General features: G+C 51.9%; 14 protein-coding genes. 7 read left to right on the forward strand and 7 right to left on the reverse strand.

Annotation, left to right across the window (positions count from 1 at the left end):
• Positions 1-230: 230 nt before the first annotated feature.
• Entirely contained in the window at positions 231-2681 is a 2451-nt protein-coding gene (hrpB, locus tag ABD920_RS02375) for an ATP-dependent helicase HrpB (RefSeq protein ID WP_345156544.1), read from the reverse strand.
• Positions 2682-2917: 236 nt separating this feature from the next.
• On the opposite strand from hrpB, the gene ABD920_RS02380 reads away from it, so the two are divergent.
• Both ABD920_RS02380 and ABD920_RS02385 read left to right on the forward strand, forming a co-directional pair.
• Entirely contained in the window at positions 2918-3787 is an 870-nt protein-coding gene (locus tag ABD920_RS02380) for a hypothetical protein (protein ID WP_345156545.1), read from the forward strand.
• A 427-nt stretch (positions 3788-4214) separates the two neighbouring features.
• Positions 4215-4760, forward strand: a complete 546-nt coding sequence (locus ABD920_RS02385; protein WP_345156546.1) for an REP-associated tyrosine transposase — start codon at positions 4215-4217, stop codon at positions 4758-4760.
• A gap of 73 nt (positions 4761-4833) precedes the next feature.
• On the opposite strand, the gene ABD920_RS02390 is transcribed toward ABD920_RS02385, so the two are convergent.
• Positions 4834-5205, reverse strand: a complete 372-nt coding sequence (locus tag ABD920_RS02390) for a hypothetical protein (protein WP_345156547.1) — start codon at positions 5203-5205, stop codon at positions 4834-4836.
• A 360-nt stretch (positions 5206-5565) separates the two neighbouring features.
• On the opposite strand from ABD920_RS02390, the gene ABD920_RS02395 reads away from it, so the two are divergent.
• Positions 5566-6777 carry an alpha/beta hydrolase family protein gene (locus tag ABD920_RS02395; RefSeq protein WP_345156548.1) on the forward strand — a complete coding sequence of 404 codons (1212 nt, stop codon included), beginning with the start codon at positions 5566-5568 and terminating at the stop codon, positions 6775-6777.
• A gap of 456 nt (positions 6778-7233) precedes the next feature.
• Positions 7234-7875, forward strand: coding sequence for a c-type cytochrome (locus ABD920_RS02400; protein WP_345156549.1), 642 nt, complete (start codon positions 7234-7236; stop codon positions 7873-7875).
• Positions 7876-8690: 815 nt separating this feature from the next.
• On the opposite strand, the gene ABD920_RS02405 is transcribed toward ABD920_RS02400, so the two are convergent.
• The 4 genes from ABD920_RS02405 to ABD920_RS02420 all read right to left on the reverse strand — a co-directional run bounded on the left by ABD920_RS02405 (position 8691) and on the right by ABD920_RS02420 (position 11263).
• Positions 8691-9110 carry a hypothetical protein gene (locus ABD920_RS02405; protein ID WP_345156550.1) on the reverse strand — a complete coding sequence of 140 codons (420 nt, stop codon included), beginning with the start codon at positions 9108-9110 and terminating at the stop codon, positions 8691-8693.
• 53 nt (positions 9111-9163) lie between these two features.
• Positions 9164-9580 carry an STAS/SEC14 domain-containing protein gene (locus ABD920_RS02410; RefSeq protein ID WP_345156551.1) on the reverse strand — a complete coding sequence of 139 codons (417 nt, stop codon included), beginning with the start codon at positions 9578-9580 and terminating at the stop codon, positions 9164-9166.
• Between the two features lie 179 nt (positions 9581-9759).
• Positions 9760-10434, reverse strand: a complete 675-nt coding sequence (locus ABD920_RS02415; protein WP_345156866.1) for a DUF4403 family protein — start codon at positions 10432-10434, stop codon at positions 9760-9762.
• A gap of 157 nt (positions 10435-10591) precedes the next feature.
• The gene (locus ABD920_RS02420) at positions 10592-11263 is read right to left on the reverse strand and encodes a hypothetical protein (RefSeq protein WP_345156552.1); all 672 of its coding nucleotides are present in this window, start codon (positions 11261-11263) and stop codon (positions 10592-10594) included.
• Between the two features lie 705 nt (positions 11264-11968).
• Between ABD920_RS02420 and ABD920_RS02425 the strand changes: the two genes are divergently transcribed.
• Both ABD920_RS02425 and ABD920_RS02430 read left to right on the forward strand, forming a co-directional pair.
• Positions 11969-13456, forward strand: coding sequence for a PQQ-dependent sugar dehydrogenase (locus tag ABD920_RS02425; protein WP_345156553.1), 1488 nt, complete (start codon positions 11969-11971; stop codon positions 13454-13456).
• Between the two features lie 105 nt (positions 13457-13561).
• A complete protein-coding gene (locus tag ABD920_RS02430) occupies positions 13562-13945 on the forward strand; it encodes a spore germination protein GerW family protein (protein ID WP_345156554.1) in 384 nt (127 codons plus the stop codon).
• A gap of 472 nt (positions 13946-14417) precedes the next feature.
• Here the strand turns inward: ABD920_RS02430 and ABD920_RS02435 are convergent, their stop codons facing one another.
• Positions 14418-14636 carry a YgaP family membrane protein gene (locus tag ABD920_RS02435; protein ID WP_345156555.1) on the reverse strand — a complete coding sequence of 73 codons (219 nt, stop codon included), beginning with the start codon at positions 14634-14636 and terminating at the stop codon, positions 14418-14420.
• A gap of 421 nt (positions 14637-15057) precedes the next feature.
• On the opposite strand from ABD920_RS02435, the gene ABD920_RS02440 reads away from it, so the two are divergent.
• Positions 15058-15843 carry a bestrophin-like domain gene (locus ABD920_RS02440; RefSeq protein ID WP_345156556.1) on the forward strand — a complete coding sequence of 262 codons (786 nt, stop codon included), beginning with the start codon at positions 15058-15060 and terminating at the stop codon, positions 15841-15843.
• The last annotated feature ends 300 nt before the right edge of the window (positions 15844-16143 follow it).

Genomic DNA, 16143 nt, shown 5'->3' on the forward strand with positions numbered 1-16143 from the left:
GTATTTTAAGGGCGAGCCATATAGAATACCATTATCGAATGATTCGTGTGCATTCAATTTTATACACCTACTTTAAATTCCCCTCCTCGGAGGGGTTAGGGGTGGGTACAAGTTGCGCACAGAATTATTGAACAGATGATATCTAAATTAAATCACCGCACTACCAGCACACGAACAGAAAAATTAAACCGGATGCGGCTGAATACTCCGGTGCTATAGGTGAAGCTCCCTCACCCTCTCTCCCACGCTACTTCCGGAAACACCACTTCCAACTGCCTTTTGATCACGCGGTAATTCCCCTTCCAGAAACCCGCCAGATCCGCCACGGTGGTGATCGGTTTCAGCTCCGGGGTGAGCAAGTGCAGCTCCACGGTCATCTCGCCTTCGTCCACTGTCGGACTTTGGTCCCATCCCAGCACATCCTGCAAGCGTATCTCCAGCTTTGGCTGTGCGCCATCGGGTTGATAGGCCAGCGCAGCCGATGAACCATCCGGCAACTTTATAACTGACGGGGCCAGCACGTCCAGCCTCGCCCGCTGTGCCTCGTTCAGGAACTTCGCTTCCAGAATCGGCAGCAGCTCCAGTTGCATCAGCTCATCGGGGTGCTCGATGTCGAACAGGTAGGTGCGCAGCCAGTCCCAGTTGGTCATGAGCAGCGTGGAGGTGCTCACGTCGGGCCAGAATTCGGAGGGGCGCCATTTGCGCAGGCTCCCCACGCGGTTTTGCCATTGCGTCACGTCGTGGTTGAAGTCCAGCAGGTGCTCGCCTTCCTGTTTAATGGCTTCGGACATGGCAGGTACGCGGTGCTTCTCGTCGGGGGGCGGCAGTGGTTTGCTTTGCAGCACGATGCTGCCGATACGGGTATCCAGCGAGGCGGTGAGTTCGCCGTCGTTTACGTCCCAGTGGTAGACCTCCTGCTGTTTCAAGAGCGGAGCCAGGTCGCGGGGGTTGAGCGGCGAGGCCAGGAAAATGCGGCCCAGGTTGTCGCCGGTGCCTGCGTGCAGGTGCGCGATGGCCAGCCAGGGCTCGTGCGCCAGGTCGTCGCGGTGACCGGCGGCTGCATATTGCCCGCTGGCCAACTGGAACTGCGCGTTGTTGCCGGGGCGTGCGTACGCAATGCGCTCGGGGTAGCAATGCGAGAGCAGCACGCCGGTTTCGTAGTCATCAAAAGCACCGTTCTGCGGCTCAATGCTGAACAGCTGGCGGTACGAGCGGGCTACCTTCTCGATCTTGCTGAAACGCTTGCCCTGCCCCTGCTCGCGCCTATACCTGCGGAGGGCCTCAATTCTCAAATTAATGTCGATGCCGGCGTTGCGATCCAGCGGGTCGCGCTCTTCAAGGATGGCGGCAATATCAGAGGCCAGGGCCACCTGGTCGGTTTCCCCGGCTTTGAGGAGCATGTGCGCAATACGCGGGTGACACGGCAGCGCGTGCATTTTCTGGCCGTGCGCGGTGATGCGGCCGTTCTCCAGCGCCTGCAACTGGTGCAGCATGTCGGTTGCCGAAGCAAGGGCAGCGCGCGGCGGCGGGTTGAGCCAGGTCAGGCTGCGGATATCAAGGATGCCCCACTGCGCCATGTCGAGCACCAGGTTGGCCAGGTCGGCTTCCATGATCTCGGGGGTGCGGTGCGGGGCCATGCGCTCCTGCGTGGTTTTGCTCCACATCCGGTAGGCCGTGCCGGGGCCCAGACGACCGGCGCGACCGGCCCGCTGGTCGGCGGCGTCTTTGGAAATGCGCACCGTTTCGAGGCGCGACAAACCGGACTTCGGATCAAAACGGGAGGTTTTGCCGAAGCCCGTATCTACCACCACCGACACGCCTTCTATTGTTAAGCTGGTCTCGGCGATGCTGGTGGCCAGCACCACTTTGCGCTTGCCTTCGCGGTTGGGCATGATGGCGGCGTACTGTTTGCCGAAGGGCAGCATGCCGAACAATGGATGGATCATGACGCCGCGCATTTGTTTGCGCAAAATATCTTCCACTTTCCGGATGTCGTTTTCGCCGGGCAGGAACACGAGGATATCCCCTTCCCGCTCCTGCGCCGCCTGCTGCACGATGCGGGCCGTCATTTCGGGGAGCATGCGGTCGTCGGCGTCGCCGGTATAAATGGTCTCGACGGGGTATTGCCGCCCCATGCTTTGCGCCACCGGGGCCTTCAGTAGACTGGTGAGCTGCGGCATATCCAGCGTGGCCGACATCACCATAATGCGCAGGTCCGGGCGAAGCGTGTGCTGCGCCTCCCGGCTCAGGGCCATGGCCACATCGGCATGGATGCTGCGCTCATGGAACTCGTCGAAGATCACGATGCCCACGCCCGTGAGCGCGCGGTCGCTGTGGATCATGAGGGCGAGGATGCCTTCGGTCACGACCTCGATCCGGGTTTTGTCGGAGATGCGGGTCTCGAAACGGATGCGGTACCCGACGGTCTGGCCTACCTCCTCGCCCAGCAGCTGCGCCAGGCGCTCGGCAATGGTTTTGGCCGCCAGGCGACGGGGCTCCAGCATGATGATCTTCTGGCCCGTCAGCCAGCCTTCCTCCAGTATCGCCAGCGGCAGCAAGGTGCTTTTACCGGCTCCGGGAGGGGCGTTTACGATCAGCGTGTTCTGCGCCGCCAGGTGTTCCCTGACAGCAGGTATGATTTCCCGAACGGGTAGGTCTATGGTAAAGGGATTGAAGGGCAAGAGATATTGAAATTTATGAAAAATAGGTGTCAACTTTATTTACTACTTACAAATCTACGGATTGATACTTGTGTTATGCTTTAAGAATTTGAAATACTATTTTTAGGCAACATATATATTTAGTATTGTATCACACTATTATGAGTAGAAACGATAAAAAAAGACAGGCTCTATTTAACAGATTTTCTAATCATTTAGCTTTTCTTAAGGAGAATAATTTATTAACAGAATAAGAGTTGAAATATGAAAATACATATATATGCCCTATATGTCTAGACCAATTTTCAGATGAAGCATTAGAAGAAAAATCGAGAAATAGATTAACCCTTGAAGATGCTCCTCCTAAATCATTGGGAGGTATTCAAGTTGCTCTAACCTGTAAAAAATGTAATAATAGCTGTGGCCATAAAGTAGACTTCCATCTTACTGATCGTATGTTAGAATTAGACGCAAAAGCTTTTTTACCTAACTCTTCTCAGTTCGTTACAATCACCAAAAATGGTAAAACTGTAACAGGTCAAGTAAAAGTTAGCCCTGAGGGCAAAATCCAAGTGTATCACAGTAAGAAAAAAAACAACCCCTCTGTTTTAGAAGATTATATCAAATCACTGAAACCAAATAGTCCTGAATCCATCGTTGAGTTGATTCATAAAAAATCAAGAGTCGAAAAGAGGCTATTTGGCATGGCTTTATTGAAAACTGGATATATTTTAGCTTTCGCTAAATTCGGTTACACATTTATTCTTGATAAAGTTTATGATAAAGTTAGAGAACAACTCTTGAACCCTGATAAAGAGATATATCCAGAGGAGTTTTGGACAGAACAATCAACATTTTTGAAACAGCATGAAGGAGTACATTTTTCTACTACGAAGGGACTAGAAAGTATATATCCTATTTTTCCCTTAGTAACGCCTTCAATGATTAGAAGATTTGGTACTGCATTACCACTTTCTACAAAACCAATTGAGAAAATAGTAGAAAACATTAAAGAGTTTTCTGCAGGGGATTCAATGAAATTTGATCCAATGAGTGGTGTAGATTACTTATTTGATTTGGAAGCTATCAATAAAGCCATAGCATGGATTGAAAAGCTAAAAGATTGAAACAATATTATATTGTCAGAGATATTATTCGATTCTATTAACTGAAAAGCCCTCTAAGGTCTCAAAACTTAGAGGGCTTTTCAGTTAATGTAATGAACCGATGAACTTAATCTATTGCTAAATCTAAACCTAAATACTTTATCAAAGCCTTTATTCTTTTCTTTCCCCCGCTGGCGCGAGCTTGTAGCTCGTGCTTTTTCTGTTCCACGCAGCTATACCTTCAGTTAAAATAGCAGTTCGAGCTACAAGCTCCTCCGCTGGCGCGAGCTTGTAGCTCGTGCCTTTTCTTTTCCACGCAGCTATACCTTCAGCACGAGTAGCAGTACGAGCTGCAAGCTCGCACTAGCCTAAAATATCCTAGTATAGAATGTCACTAGCGTAAGGCTATCAAAACCCGAATGCTGCTGTAATAAGTATAAGCAGGAACATGAGTAGGAAGTATAAATTTTACAATAAGGAAGGGCTATACTTTGTTAGTTTTGCGGTGGTGTACTGGATAGATGTGTTTACGCGGGAGGAGTACTTTGCTTTACTTACCGATAGCCTGGACTACTGCCGTAAAAACAAAGGTATGGAGATTTATACCTGGTGCATCATGCCCAGTCACGTGCACCTCATCTTCCGGGCCAAAGACAACAACCCCAGCACACTGCTAAAGGAGCTGAAAACCTATACTTCCAAGCAGCTGCAAAAAGCCATAACCGAACATAACAAGGAGAGCCGAAAAGAGTGGATGCTCTGGCTGATGGAGCGGGCGGGCCTGAAGAACAGCAACGTGAAGCACCGGCAATTTTGGCAGCAGCATAACAACCCTATCGAACTGTGGAGCCATGCCGTGATAGACCAGAAAATTCAGTACATTCATAACAACCCCGTGGAAGCTGGCTTTGTGTCGGAGCCACACCATTGGAAGTATAGCAGCGCGATAGACTATAGTGGCGGCAAGGGTTTGCTGAATATTGATATTGCCTGATTAGTGGAGGCACGAGCTGCAAGCTCGCGCCAGCAGTTTCCTTTTTTATGGTAACAAAACCGTTGTTGTAAAGTTAATCTTCGAAGCCTTCCCGCAGTTCTTTTGAGTTGGCATAACATACGGGGCTGCTGTTTTCCTTCCGCTCTGCCTTTTCCTTTACCAGTTCCTCATAGTTGTCCGGGGTAGCTATTATCCTGCACTTCGGGTAAAGCACCACGCCCCGCCGCACGATCTTACTGTTCGGTTCTATTTCGTGCGCGTTTACCCCCTCCGCTCCATAAACATGAATCGTGAAGAAATGATAGTTCGTTTTCTTAGCATAGCCTTCTGCTGTTATCCTACCAGTTATCGTCCGCTCCCCGATAAAGGCTGAGGTCTCTCCTTCTATATAAGGTATGTACACCGACTCCGTCCATTCCACTTTACAACCTACTGTCAGATTCATATTCCTGTGATATGCTTTATTCCCTATACGTTTGGCGCGGCGTAAAATACAGATTATATGTCCCACATGGTTTGGTATATCCTATACCGCCTGTCAAGTATAATGTAAGAGAATCTCATTCCCCACTGGCGCGACGTTACAGCTTATGCTCATCCAGTCCACACAGCTATACATCAGGCAATTTTAACAGTAGGATTTTTAGCTGCCTCACCTCCGGTTCCACTGCTTTAGCACCCCTATATCCTACCGTAGCTAAAAACATGGGCCCTATATACTAATTCTAACTTTATATAAGTATACTTCTAAATAGCGCAGCCCTTTCCCTGGCTGCGGAACATATCACCTTAACCGACGATGGCGATGAGAAACCTATTCAGATCGAGAGGCATTTACCTGCTTCTCACGTTGAGCATGCTGTGGAGCTGCGACTTTGACCGCGACGATGATGTGCCGGAACCGGAACCGGATAATCATTTTGTCTCCTCCACCTATATCGGGGAATTCCCCAAGGAGGTGTTACAGGCCCTGGCCCTTGCCTCGCCGGAGAACCGGGACTTTGCGTCGGTGGTGCAGTACGACGTGGAGTTTTACAGGATTAACTATACCACCCAATACAAAGGCGAAGAAGTGGAGGCCTCGGGTTTGCTGGCGGTTCCCCAGAACACGCCTGCGGTGCCGGGCCTGGTGAGCGCACAGCATGGCACCATGTTCAAGGACAGCGATGCCCCCTCCAACTTCCCGAATACCTTTTCAGGGTTTGAACTGATCGGCGCGGCAGGATATATAACGGTGGTGCCGGACTTTATCGGCTACGGGACCACGTCCGATATTTTCCACCCGTACTACGACGAGGAGCATTCGGCGCAAACGGTAGTGGACATGCTGAAAGCGGCGAAGTATTTTCTGAACGAGGAAAAGATCGCCACCAACGGCAACCTGTTCCTGGTAGGCTACTCCGAGGGGGGCTATGTGACCCTGGCGGCGCAGAAAGAAATAGAAGAAAACCCGGACCACGACCTGTCGCTGACAGCGGTGGCAGCCGGTGCCGGAGGCTACGACCTCACCCTGATGATGCAGGAAATCGTTGCGACGCCCTCCTACGCCGACCCTGCCTTTTTGCCGTTTATCGTGCAGTCGTACAACACCACCTACGGCTGGAACCGCCCCCTCACCGACTTCTTCCAGGAGCCCTATGCCACTAAAATACCGAGCCTGTTTGATGGCACTAAGATCCGGGAGGAGATCAACAGCGAGTTACCGAATGCCCCCGCCTCGCTTTTCACCCCGGATTTTTATGCCGCCCTCCAGAACCCTGCCGAAGAAACAGCCCTGAAGGAGGCCATTGCCGGGAACAGCTTACTGGACTGGGTGCCTGAAACGCCCACCCGCCTGTACCACGGCACAGACGATGAGGCCGTGTTCTACTCTACCACGGTATCTGCCTACGAGGCTTTTACCGCTGAGGGATCCACCAGCGTGGAGCTTGTTCCGATCCCCGGCGGCATGCACCGCACCAGCATCACGCCGATGATGCTCGATGTGTTAACGTGGTTCAATTCCCTGAACCAGTAAATCCCTCTCGGTCCTGCCTTCCCCGGCAAGGCCAGCGCTTGTAACAGGAACAGCCGTTGCGTGATCGCAAGGGCTGTTCCTGTTCTGCTACATGCCTACCGCTGCAAGGCACACCTCTGCGTCGTTGCGCTTACGGCCAGCTATATAGCCTGCTATTTTCAGCGCGTGTTACCTCACCACAGGGTGCCTCGTCTCCGCCACGAAGTGCAGCTGATCAACGCGTCCGTCTGTACCTCCTCTGCGCGGTTGCAACGCCTGCAGTTGGAGCTTCCGCCACGCAACCTTCCGGATTTATATGCTTTTTTTCAAGTACTTGCGATACCTCTGCAAAAGGCAGCTTTCACCCCTGCTTTTATTGATTACACGCAACATATCTGCTTCTGCTTTTTAATTATCTTAGAATAAATTACCTTTTATATGTAGTTGATTATTAGTGTTATAACGCATTCTAAAACTATGAAAAAGCAGTTGGTTTTCGGTTATTTCCTTTTATTCTCAGGCACCGGCCTCTTCACGCAATGCACAGAGGCCCGCACTGAAAACGACACACAGCAGGCCGGAATAGCCCCGGTTGTTCAGGCAGGCACACAGCAGGGTACCTATGGCGGGTTCGAAAGCCAGATCAAGTACGGGGAGCACCTGGTGCTGATCGCAGGTTGCCACGATTGCCACACCCCTAAGAAGATGACCGATAAGGGGCCGGTGGTAGATTTCTCCCTGGCGCTGTCGGGGCACCCGGCCCAGATGCCGCCGCCCGACATAAACCGGGATGAAATACAGAAAAAGGGATTGGCCGTTACGCAGACCCTCACGTCGTGGGTGGGGCCCTGGGGAGTGTCTTACGCCGCTAATCTGACGTCCGATAAAACAGGCATCGGAAACTGGCAGGAGCAAAATTTTATATATGCCATCCGGGAAGGGAAACTGAAGGGTATTGCCTCCGGGCGCCCTTTGCTGCCCCCTATGCCCTGGGACATGTACCGCAACATGACAGACGAAGAACTGAAAGCCATTTTTGCTTACCTGAAGTCTACCAAACCGATCCGGAACGTGGTGCCGGCGCCTGAGCCGCCGATGGCATCCGTTGCAGATAAATAAGCACCGCTGTTACGCAGGCCTGCTTGCTGCGGCAGCCCAACGGGCACAGGCTTGTGCCTGTTTGAAAGGGACGTGCAGCTATATAGTCTGCTTACTGTTTGCCCGGTTTCCGAACCCTGCGGGGATTTTAAATTGGAGGAACGTGCAGGCGGAAAGCCGCCACACGTATATATAACCCATTTTCGCTATACTTACAAAGCCGAAACATGACCCACCCCCGCCCCTCCGAGGAGAGGAATTTCTCAGAAACGGAATCTTTATTGCCCACCTTGGGAGGGGTGGGTTTTCACTCAGCAGATTTATAAATCGCTAATGAGTTATCTATAGATTGCCTGTTGCCATATATAAAATCCGTAAGATTTGGGCATTCTCAAAACCGCCTTTCATAGCTCAACGATGGGAATGATAGGGCATAAGCTTTGGCCCCCTCCGCGGAGAGTTTAGCGTATTTTTATATATAAAGAGCTGGTTAAAATGCAATTTATATATACCTGAAAGGAAGTCTTGGGCAATCAGCATTTCAGAGCTTGGGAAGCGGGGAAAGGGATGGATTCCGCTGAAATCCCCTACCGCTTAGCTGCTTGTCAGTAATCCAGATCTTTGAAGTTGTTTCGCGTGAGGCGGGCCTGATGCCCAATGCCGCTTGTTTAGCGACAGCGCAAATGTGGTGGTACAATGTGGCCCGTTTTTAAAGGCGTATCTTCGGTAAGCCTTTATTCAACTTTACAAACGGGCTGCCATTTCAACCACCTTTACCCCTTCGCTCAAACTGGCGGTATAAAATAAAAAACTCCTTAAGTTGACGGCGGCGGGGCTTATGCCTCGTCGAGCGATACCAGCCACGCTTCGGCGTCCGTGTCGCTTTCAAACATCCGGATCTCAAACTCCCCGCCTATTTGCCTGACGAGGTTTTCGATGGTGATCATCGCAAAAATACTGGCGGGCACTACCTGTGCCAGGTACCTCAGGCCAGCGGCGCGCATCTGGGGCGCCCATTCGTTTTCGGCCCAGTCCAGGGCCATGTCCCAGGAGCCGATGACGTTCCTGTTGCTGTTGAGCAGCTTTGCGCAGGGCTTTTCCTGTATCATCTCCAACATCTTGTAGCCGCCTTCCTTTACGGTCTCCACCGACTGCACCCCGTACCACTGCGCGTACAGATAGGAGTTGCCTCCAACTCTTTTAGCGGTAAAGAACACATCCCCAAACACTTTTTGTAACGATACCTGGTCTTCCATTTCCATATTATTTACCCTCTTCCTCACCGGGTACGTGAATCTACTGCTTCTGGCTACTTCGTGACCAGCGAAAACTGGCGTAACCAGACGCTGGCATCCCCGATGTTATCAAACCCTTTCACTTCGAACGCTTTTAAGTGGGCGAAGAAGGAGGAGGCGGTGCTATCTGCGAAAGAGGCCGGATTGGTGATCATGGCGAAGTGCCTGACTCCTGCCCTGGCGGCCTGTGGCCCCCACTCGTTTACAACCCACTCGAGGGAGTGGTTCCAGCTGCCCACTACCTGCCGCGTATCGTTCAGCACGCAGCTGAAGCCTGCTTCTTTTACGGCTTGCGTGTAGGCCAGCGCACCCGCTTTTACACTGTCTTCCGTCAGGTAGCCGATCCAGTTGGTGTGTACCCACCGGTTCACGTTGTCTACGGAAATAGTTATAAAAACCTTCCCAAAAGCATTTTTCACTTCCTTGCGCATGCCAGCCTCCAATTTATCTGGTAAAGATAGAAAGATGGTTGTTATAACAATGTGAAAATTCCGTAGATACGCCTGATTTTTTTACCGGGGAAATTGGATACTCCCGCTTCAGCGGGAGCCCGTGGGGGCATATCAGCCGGGGCGTCCCCCGGTGACGAGTATCATCAGGCATTGTCGCTTTACACTGAATCTTTTTTCGGTGGTAAGAGGCTGGCCAGATCATGCACCGCTACCTCCAGGTTCCCTTGCACCTGCAAACGAAGCGCAAGCCCTTCTGGCTTTGGAACAATGTCCTGCACCCCCACCGCAGCAACGGCCCCAGTCAGCTTCAGGCCTTTCAGTTCCAGCCCCTGCTCCAGCTGGCTGTTCACCTTTATCAGCTCTGCCGCAATCATGGCTTTCAGATTAACCCTTGTCTTTTGGATGATCTGCTGGTAAGCGACCTTGTTCACCAGCACCTCCAGCGCCGTGTTGTAAAAGCCGCTCGAGGTAGCAGACTCCATGGAAAATTGCCGCACATATAATTGCTGGGAAGCATTGTCATAGGCCAAAGCAACCGACGCGTACAGGTCAACCTTGTCCCGCTTCAGCACCGTGCGCAGTATTTTCAGTTGCACCCGTAGCACGACGTTATAGATACCGGCGCTACTCCCTGCTATGCCTACATCCAGCACCTGGGCGTATGGATTTGATGCTGTGCCTTCATCGTGTGGGGGGATATACATCCCAACCAGCTGCTGTTGCAGCACAGTTTCCAGCGCAGAATAAGAAACCAGGAGGGGCACATTCAGTTGTACAGGATTTTCCATAGCGTAGTGTTGAGGAGGTAGTTTGCGCGCAGCAGCGGCCCCTATAGTTACAGCAGGGGCCCGTGCTTTTAGCTGAGGCCTATGCCTGTTCCTCCGGTATAAAGCTGCCTAAAGGTAAGCAGCGTATATGGAGGCTACAAAAAAACAGCCGTTGCTTTTCAGCAACGGCTGTGTATATATGGGGTAAGCTGAGTTTAATGCATTAAAAATCGCTGCGAAGGCGGTGCTTTGCGCGCCAGTAGTCGCCGGAACTATCGTCCAGGTCGCCCCTGTTGCCGCCTCTTACGCCGTAGCCCCCCTCGTGTCTGGTGTCGCTGCCGTAGTTCCTGTCGGTGTAGCGGGAGCTGCCGTAGTCGTTTCGGGAGCCGGAATAGTATTCCTGATCGCCTCTTCCCCGGCCATCGTCATACCTGCTATAGGAAGATGTATGATCAGCGGACCCATAGCGCTGTGGGCTGTTGCCGTATGCCTGGTAGCTGTCGCGGTCGCTGCTGTATCTGCCCCAGTTTCCCCGGTTGTCATCCCGGTCATCGCTGTACCTGTCACGGTCACGGCTGAAGCTGCCGCCGTAGTTTCGGTTTCGGTCCCAGTCATGCTGCCGGTAACCGGCATCCTCCCCTCTGTAGCCACGGCCTTCACTCCTGCGTCGCGCATAGTCATCGATGCTGTCGCCCTCGTGGTAGGTGTGGTCAATGCCGTACCGGCCACGGTCATTGTCCCAGTGGCCCCGCTCACGCTGGTACTCCTGCTCAAACTCATTCGTCAGATTCTTTGCGCTGTGATAATGCGCGTCATTCCTGCTGTAGCCCTCGTACCTGTCATAGTCAAGTCCGGGTTCGTGGCGGTCGCGTCGGATTCTGTCATGTCTGTCCATAGTTCTTCGTTCGGTTTGTTTAAAAATCTATGCCCTCTTTAACGATTGACACGCCGAACAGGTTAATTTCTGACGGTTAGCTGTTGCGTGCTGTATAGGCTGGCATCCGATTGTCGCACCTGCTCTAAGAAGAAAATTCACTACTCCCATATATCCACAAGACCTATGCACCAACGGGAGCAGGTTGTTATATATAACCTCAGTTGCGATTTATTTCATTGTTAAAACAGGGCCCACCACTGCCCCTCCGAGAAGGGGAATGAACTACTCTTGAGGAAGATTTCCCTCTCGGCGGGGGCAGGGGTGGGTTTTCATTCATCAAAAAACAAACAAGTTATATATCGCAACCTGGATTATATAAAAAGAAGAGCAGCACCATAAGTCCGCAGCAGCAGGTATTTTTGCATAAGCCTTCGCCAACAGAAGCATCCGGGAAAACAGACCAGAGCGCTCTCAAATAAGTTACCGGCTTTTCTGCCGCTTTCTCCTATATCCTTTCTTCCCGGAGCGGGAACGTCCTATATAAAAATTTATCAGGGGAGGCAACGGTGCTTCGCCTCAATGAAAAATCTGTTCTTTGCCAGCCTAAAACTTTCGTTCACTTAGTAAATAGGCATCTCAGAAAACCATGTATAAGTAATTCATCCAGCGCAAGATAGCAGCCGTATAAATTTATAGTTTTTATCAAATTTAGTCAATATCGCTATGAACATACGGCAAACAAATCTCCTAACCCTTCTCCTGACAAGCTTCCTGCTGCTATTCAGTTCCTGCCAGGATGATATCTTTGATGACTTTCTGGATGACCTGATCGACAAGCATGAAGATGAGGACGAGGACGGCCCCACCGTGCTGGACAAAAGACTGAAGGTACGGCCTGTTGTCAGCGGCCTGGTCACGCCGATCAGTATCGCCTTCCTCGGCGCGGATGATTTCCTGGTGCTGGAAAAAAACACAGGGCAGGTGAAGCGGATCAAGGACGGGCAGGTGCATAGCACGGTGCTGGACCTGGCTGTTAACTTCGGCTCTGAGCGTGGGCTGCTCGGTATCGCGCTGCATCCCAACTTCCCGGCGAACAACGGCGTGTACCTGTATTGGACCGAAAGCACATCAGGCACCGATACCAACGTGCTGAGCGAGACACCGCTTCTCGGGAACAGAGTCGACCGCTTCAACTGGGACGGCACAAACCTCACCCTGGATGCGAACCTTCTACGGGTGCGCGCCCTGCAGCAGGACGAGGGCCAGCCGGAACGCAGCAACCACGACGGGGGTGTCCTGCGGTTCGGGCCGGATGGCAAGCTATATGTTTTCATCGGAGACCTGGGGCGGCGTGGCCAGATGCAAAACTTAGTGAACGGCCCCGCAGGCCCCGGCCTACCGGACGACCAGTTTGGCGGTCCGGAGCCTGACAATGCCCACCTGTCCGGCGTGGTGCTGCGGCTCAACGACGACGGCTCTACCCCTTCGGATAACCCGTTTTATGCGGCTGGTGCGGCCATCGGGGGCGAGGCGGGCAACAATATCCAGAAGGTATTTTCCTACGGGCACCGCAACAGTTTCGGCATGGCCTTCGACCCGATGTCGGGCAACCTCTGGCTGCAGGAAAACGGCGATGACTCCTTTTCGGAACTCAACCGGGTGGTGCCGGGCATGAACGGTGGCTGGATACAGATCATGGGCCCTGTGTCACGGATTGAGCAGTTCAGGGAAATAGAGACCAGTACGCAGTATATGGGGCTGCAGCAGATACGGTGGTCCCCGGAAAATATTGCCACTACACAGGAAGAAGCGCTTTCGCGGCTCTATATGCTACCTGGCGCAGTGTACGTCGACCCGGAGTTTGCCTGGAAATACGAGGTGTCGCCCGGAGGCATCGGGTTTATCGATGGCCACGGACTTGGCCCGCAGTATAACGGCGACCTGATCATGGGCGGTGCCCGTGATTTACTGGAAGGCGGCCACCTTTTCCATTTCAACCTGACAGGCAACCGCATGAAAATTGGAGTTGACGACCCGCGGTTAGAGGACCGTGTGGCAGATAACCCCGATAAGTGGACGATCACGGAGAGCGAGAGCCTGCTGTTTGGCAAAAACTTCGGTGTGAGCACCGACATCAAGACCAGCCCGGAAGGTACCCTTTACGTGGTGTCGCTCTCGCTTGGCTCAGTATATGAGATCCACCGCCGCTAAACAGGGAATACTTCGTTAGAATACTGTCTGCTGGTATGGGCATAGCCCCCGTACCGGCAGCGGCTTTTTAGTAGTGCTATAGTTTTATATACAAAAACATATCTGATGGAAAATAACAGTACCTCCGGCAGTGCCTCCAAATCTGCCTTCATAGAGCGGCTGGCCGAAAAGCTTGGCTTGGCCGCCAAAAGTTCACTGATCTATGGTGAGCCCGTAGAGCGGGACGGCGTGACGGTGATCCCAGTCTCAAAAGCAATGTATGGTTTCGGGGGTGGCGCCGGCACCAAAGCGGGTGAAGAAGGGTCGGGCGGCGGCGGTGGTTTAGCCATCATGCCAGTCGGCTACATCGAAATGAAGCAGGGCAATTCCCGCTTCCGTGTTATCCGGGACCCGCAGACCGTGGTGAAAATAGTAGCCATAGCCGGCATTGTGACCCTGCTCACAGTGCGCAGCATCACGAAAGTCCTCCGAAGAAAAGATTATAAGTAGCCGGGTACTGGAAGGGCGTGATGTGGTGCGTACAGCCGGGGCCGCTATTTTCTGAACGGCAAGTGTTTGTAAGTATCTGTAAATCATGCTAATATTCCGAAAACGGCAATTCCTGTCGTAAAGGGAGATTATGCTCCCGGAAGTAGGTCAGTTTCGTTCTGCAGGAAAAAGAACCCTTAAGAAGAGAATGAAGGAGTGTTTCGTTGTAGTCCAGGGCATAAGCGTTCATGCTGTTAAGCGGTTAAAGCGCGTGCCGCTGGCCCAGCCGGGTTGCAAACCTGACTCCAGTATGAGAGACAAGTTTGAAAACCTGCGCCATATATGCAGTTAAAGCCCTCTGCGTTTTTATAAGCTGCCCCTCCCGCTAATTACTACCCTTCAAGGAAAGAATCAGCGGGAGCGAACCTGCCCCTGCCGGCGTCTGCGAATCAACTTGTAAAAGAGGTTACAACCTGCATGCGCAGGGATGCGCTTACTGGTGGTGCCCGGTAGTTTTAGGACAGGTGCTAACGCCCAGGAGCGCATAAAGCGGGCAATAACCCACTAAGCTCGTAAGCAAAAAGATGCCCGCCAGCACCAGCAACACGATGGCGACGGTGCCTGTCACAACGCCTGTATAAAACAATACACCCACAACCACCGCGAGGATCAACCTGATCAATCTGTCGGCATTACCCATGTTCTTTTTCATGACTTTAAGGATAAATGTTTAATGTTTCTGAATCCTGCTATATGCCCACTGCCACAGCCAGGCATGAAAAGTAAGCAGCTGTTTCTCTTACTTTCACGAAACTAATATAGGTACCTAAAAGGCTATAATTCAGTGACATTTATCACAGAGGCAGTGATCTTTATCATGTTTCTAAAAATTTTTCCTCCCCTCCTTTAGGTTCCCATATTTGTTTCTGCCGAAATGATTTCACCAGAGCCCAGGCTAACAGAGCAGGCTTAAGGTTTTCGCACCCGTGCCTGAAGCCCCTTCTATATAGCCTGCCGGTTTCCGGGAAACAACCTTGTCCTGAAAGCATATACAAGAACGTCCTGGTCTGCGTATACAGCGTAGCCATAACTGATATGGCTTTGACACTTACATCTTGCTTGTATGATGTAAAATGGACGTCTCAAACGAAATCATGTACAACCAGAACAGTATTCTGATAGTAGCTCTTCTGTTTTTTGTGATCCTGCTCGCAAATGAAGCGGGCTACCGGCTGGGGCACTACTACACATCCAAAACCGACGAGGATGTAAAGAACCACACAAACACCATACAGGCGGGCACCCTCGGCTTGCTGGCCCTGATCCTTGGTTTTACGTTCAACATTGCGCTGCAACGGTACAACAACAGGAGCCAGGCGGTGATACATGAGGCAAACACCATCGGCACTGCCCTGCTGCGAACGGACCTGCTCCCGCAACCCTATGATTCCATTACGCACGATTTGCTTCAGAACTACATCGACCTGCGCCTGGCCGTCAGCAACACCTCTTTCGCAGAGCTAGACGAGCAGCACGCGCTAAATGCGGAAACAGAGAAAATTCAGAAAATGATCTGGATTATCGCCGTGCGGGCAGCCGAAGTCGACCCCCGACCCGTGACGACGGGCTATTTTATTGACGCCCTGAACAGCATGATCGACGCGCACGGGGAACGCAACGCCCTGCTCCAGCTGCATGTGCCGGAGGTGATCCTGTTCCTGTTGTTTATCGTGTTCATCATGTCCGGGGCACTCATCGGCTACGCCAGCGGCTTAGGAAAAAGGAGAACCACTATCCCCACCATGATGATGACCTTCCTGATTTCGCTCGTCGTGTTCATCATCATCGACCTGGACAGACCTAAAAGAGGCGTCATAAAAGTTAACCAGCGTAGCATGGAGCAACTCAAGAGCATGTAGTGAAATTTTATTATAGACCTTCCGCTGCAAATTTAAAGCTGTCGCCTTAGTTAATTCCAGCTACTTTCACCTCTCGCAGCGAAACCCACTATTGCCACCCTACACCTGCACAAACGGTTTTATACCAATAACAACTGAATACTGCGCATGGAGAGGTTCAGTAGAACCCGCCCATCTCAGGAGGGGAATCTGCAGACAAGTAAAATGTAATGCGCAGGAAGCAACCGATACTGGTTTTTTATATACCTCCGGGGATTTATACCAAGGCGCCTGAACCCTCTTCCATATAGGACTTCATCC

It is taken from the genome of Pontibacter saemangeumensis (assembly GCF_039541895.1).
Lineage (GTDB): Bacteria > Bacteroidota > Bacteroidia > Cytophagales > Hymenobacteraceae > Pontibacter > Pontibacter saemangeumensis.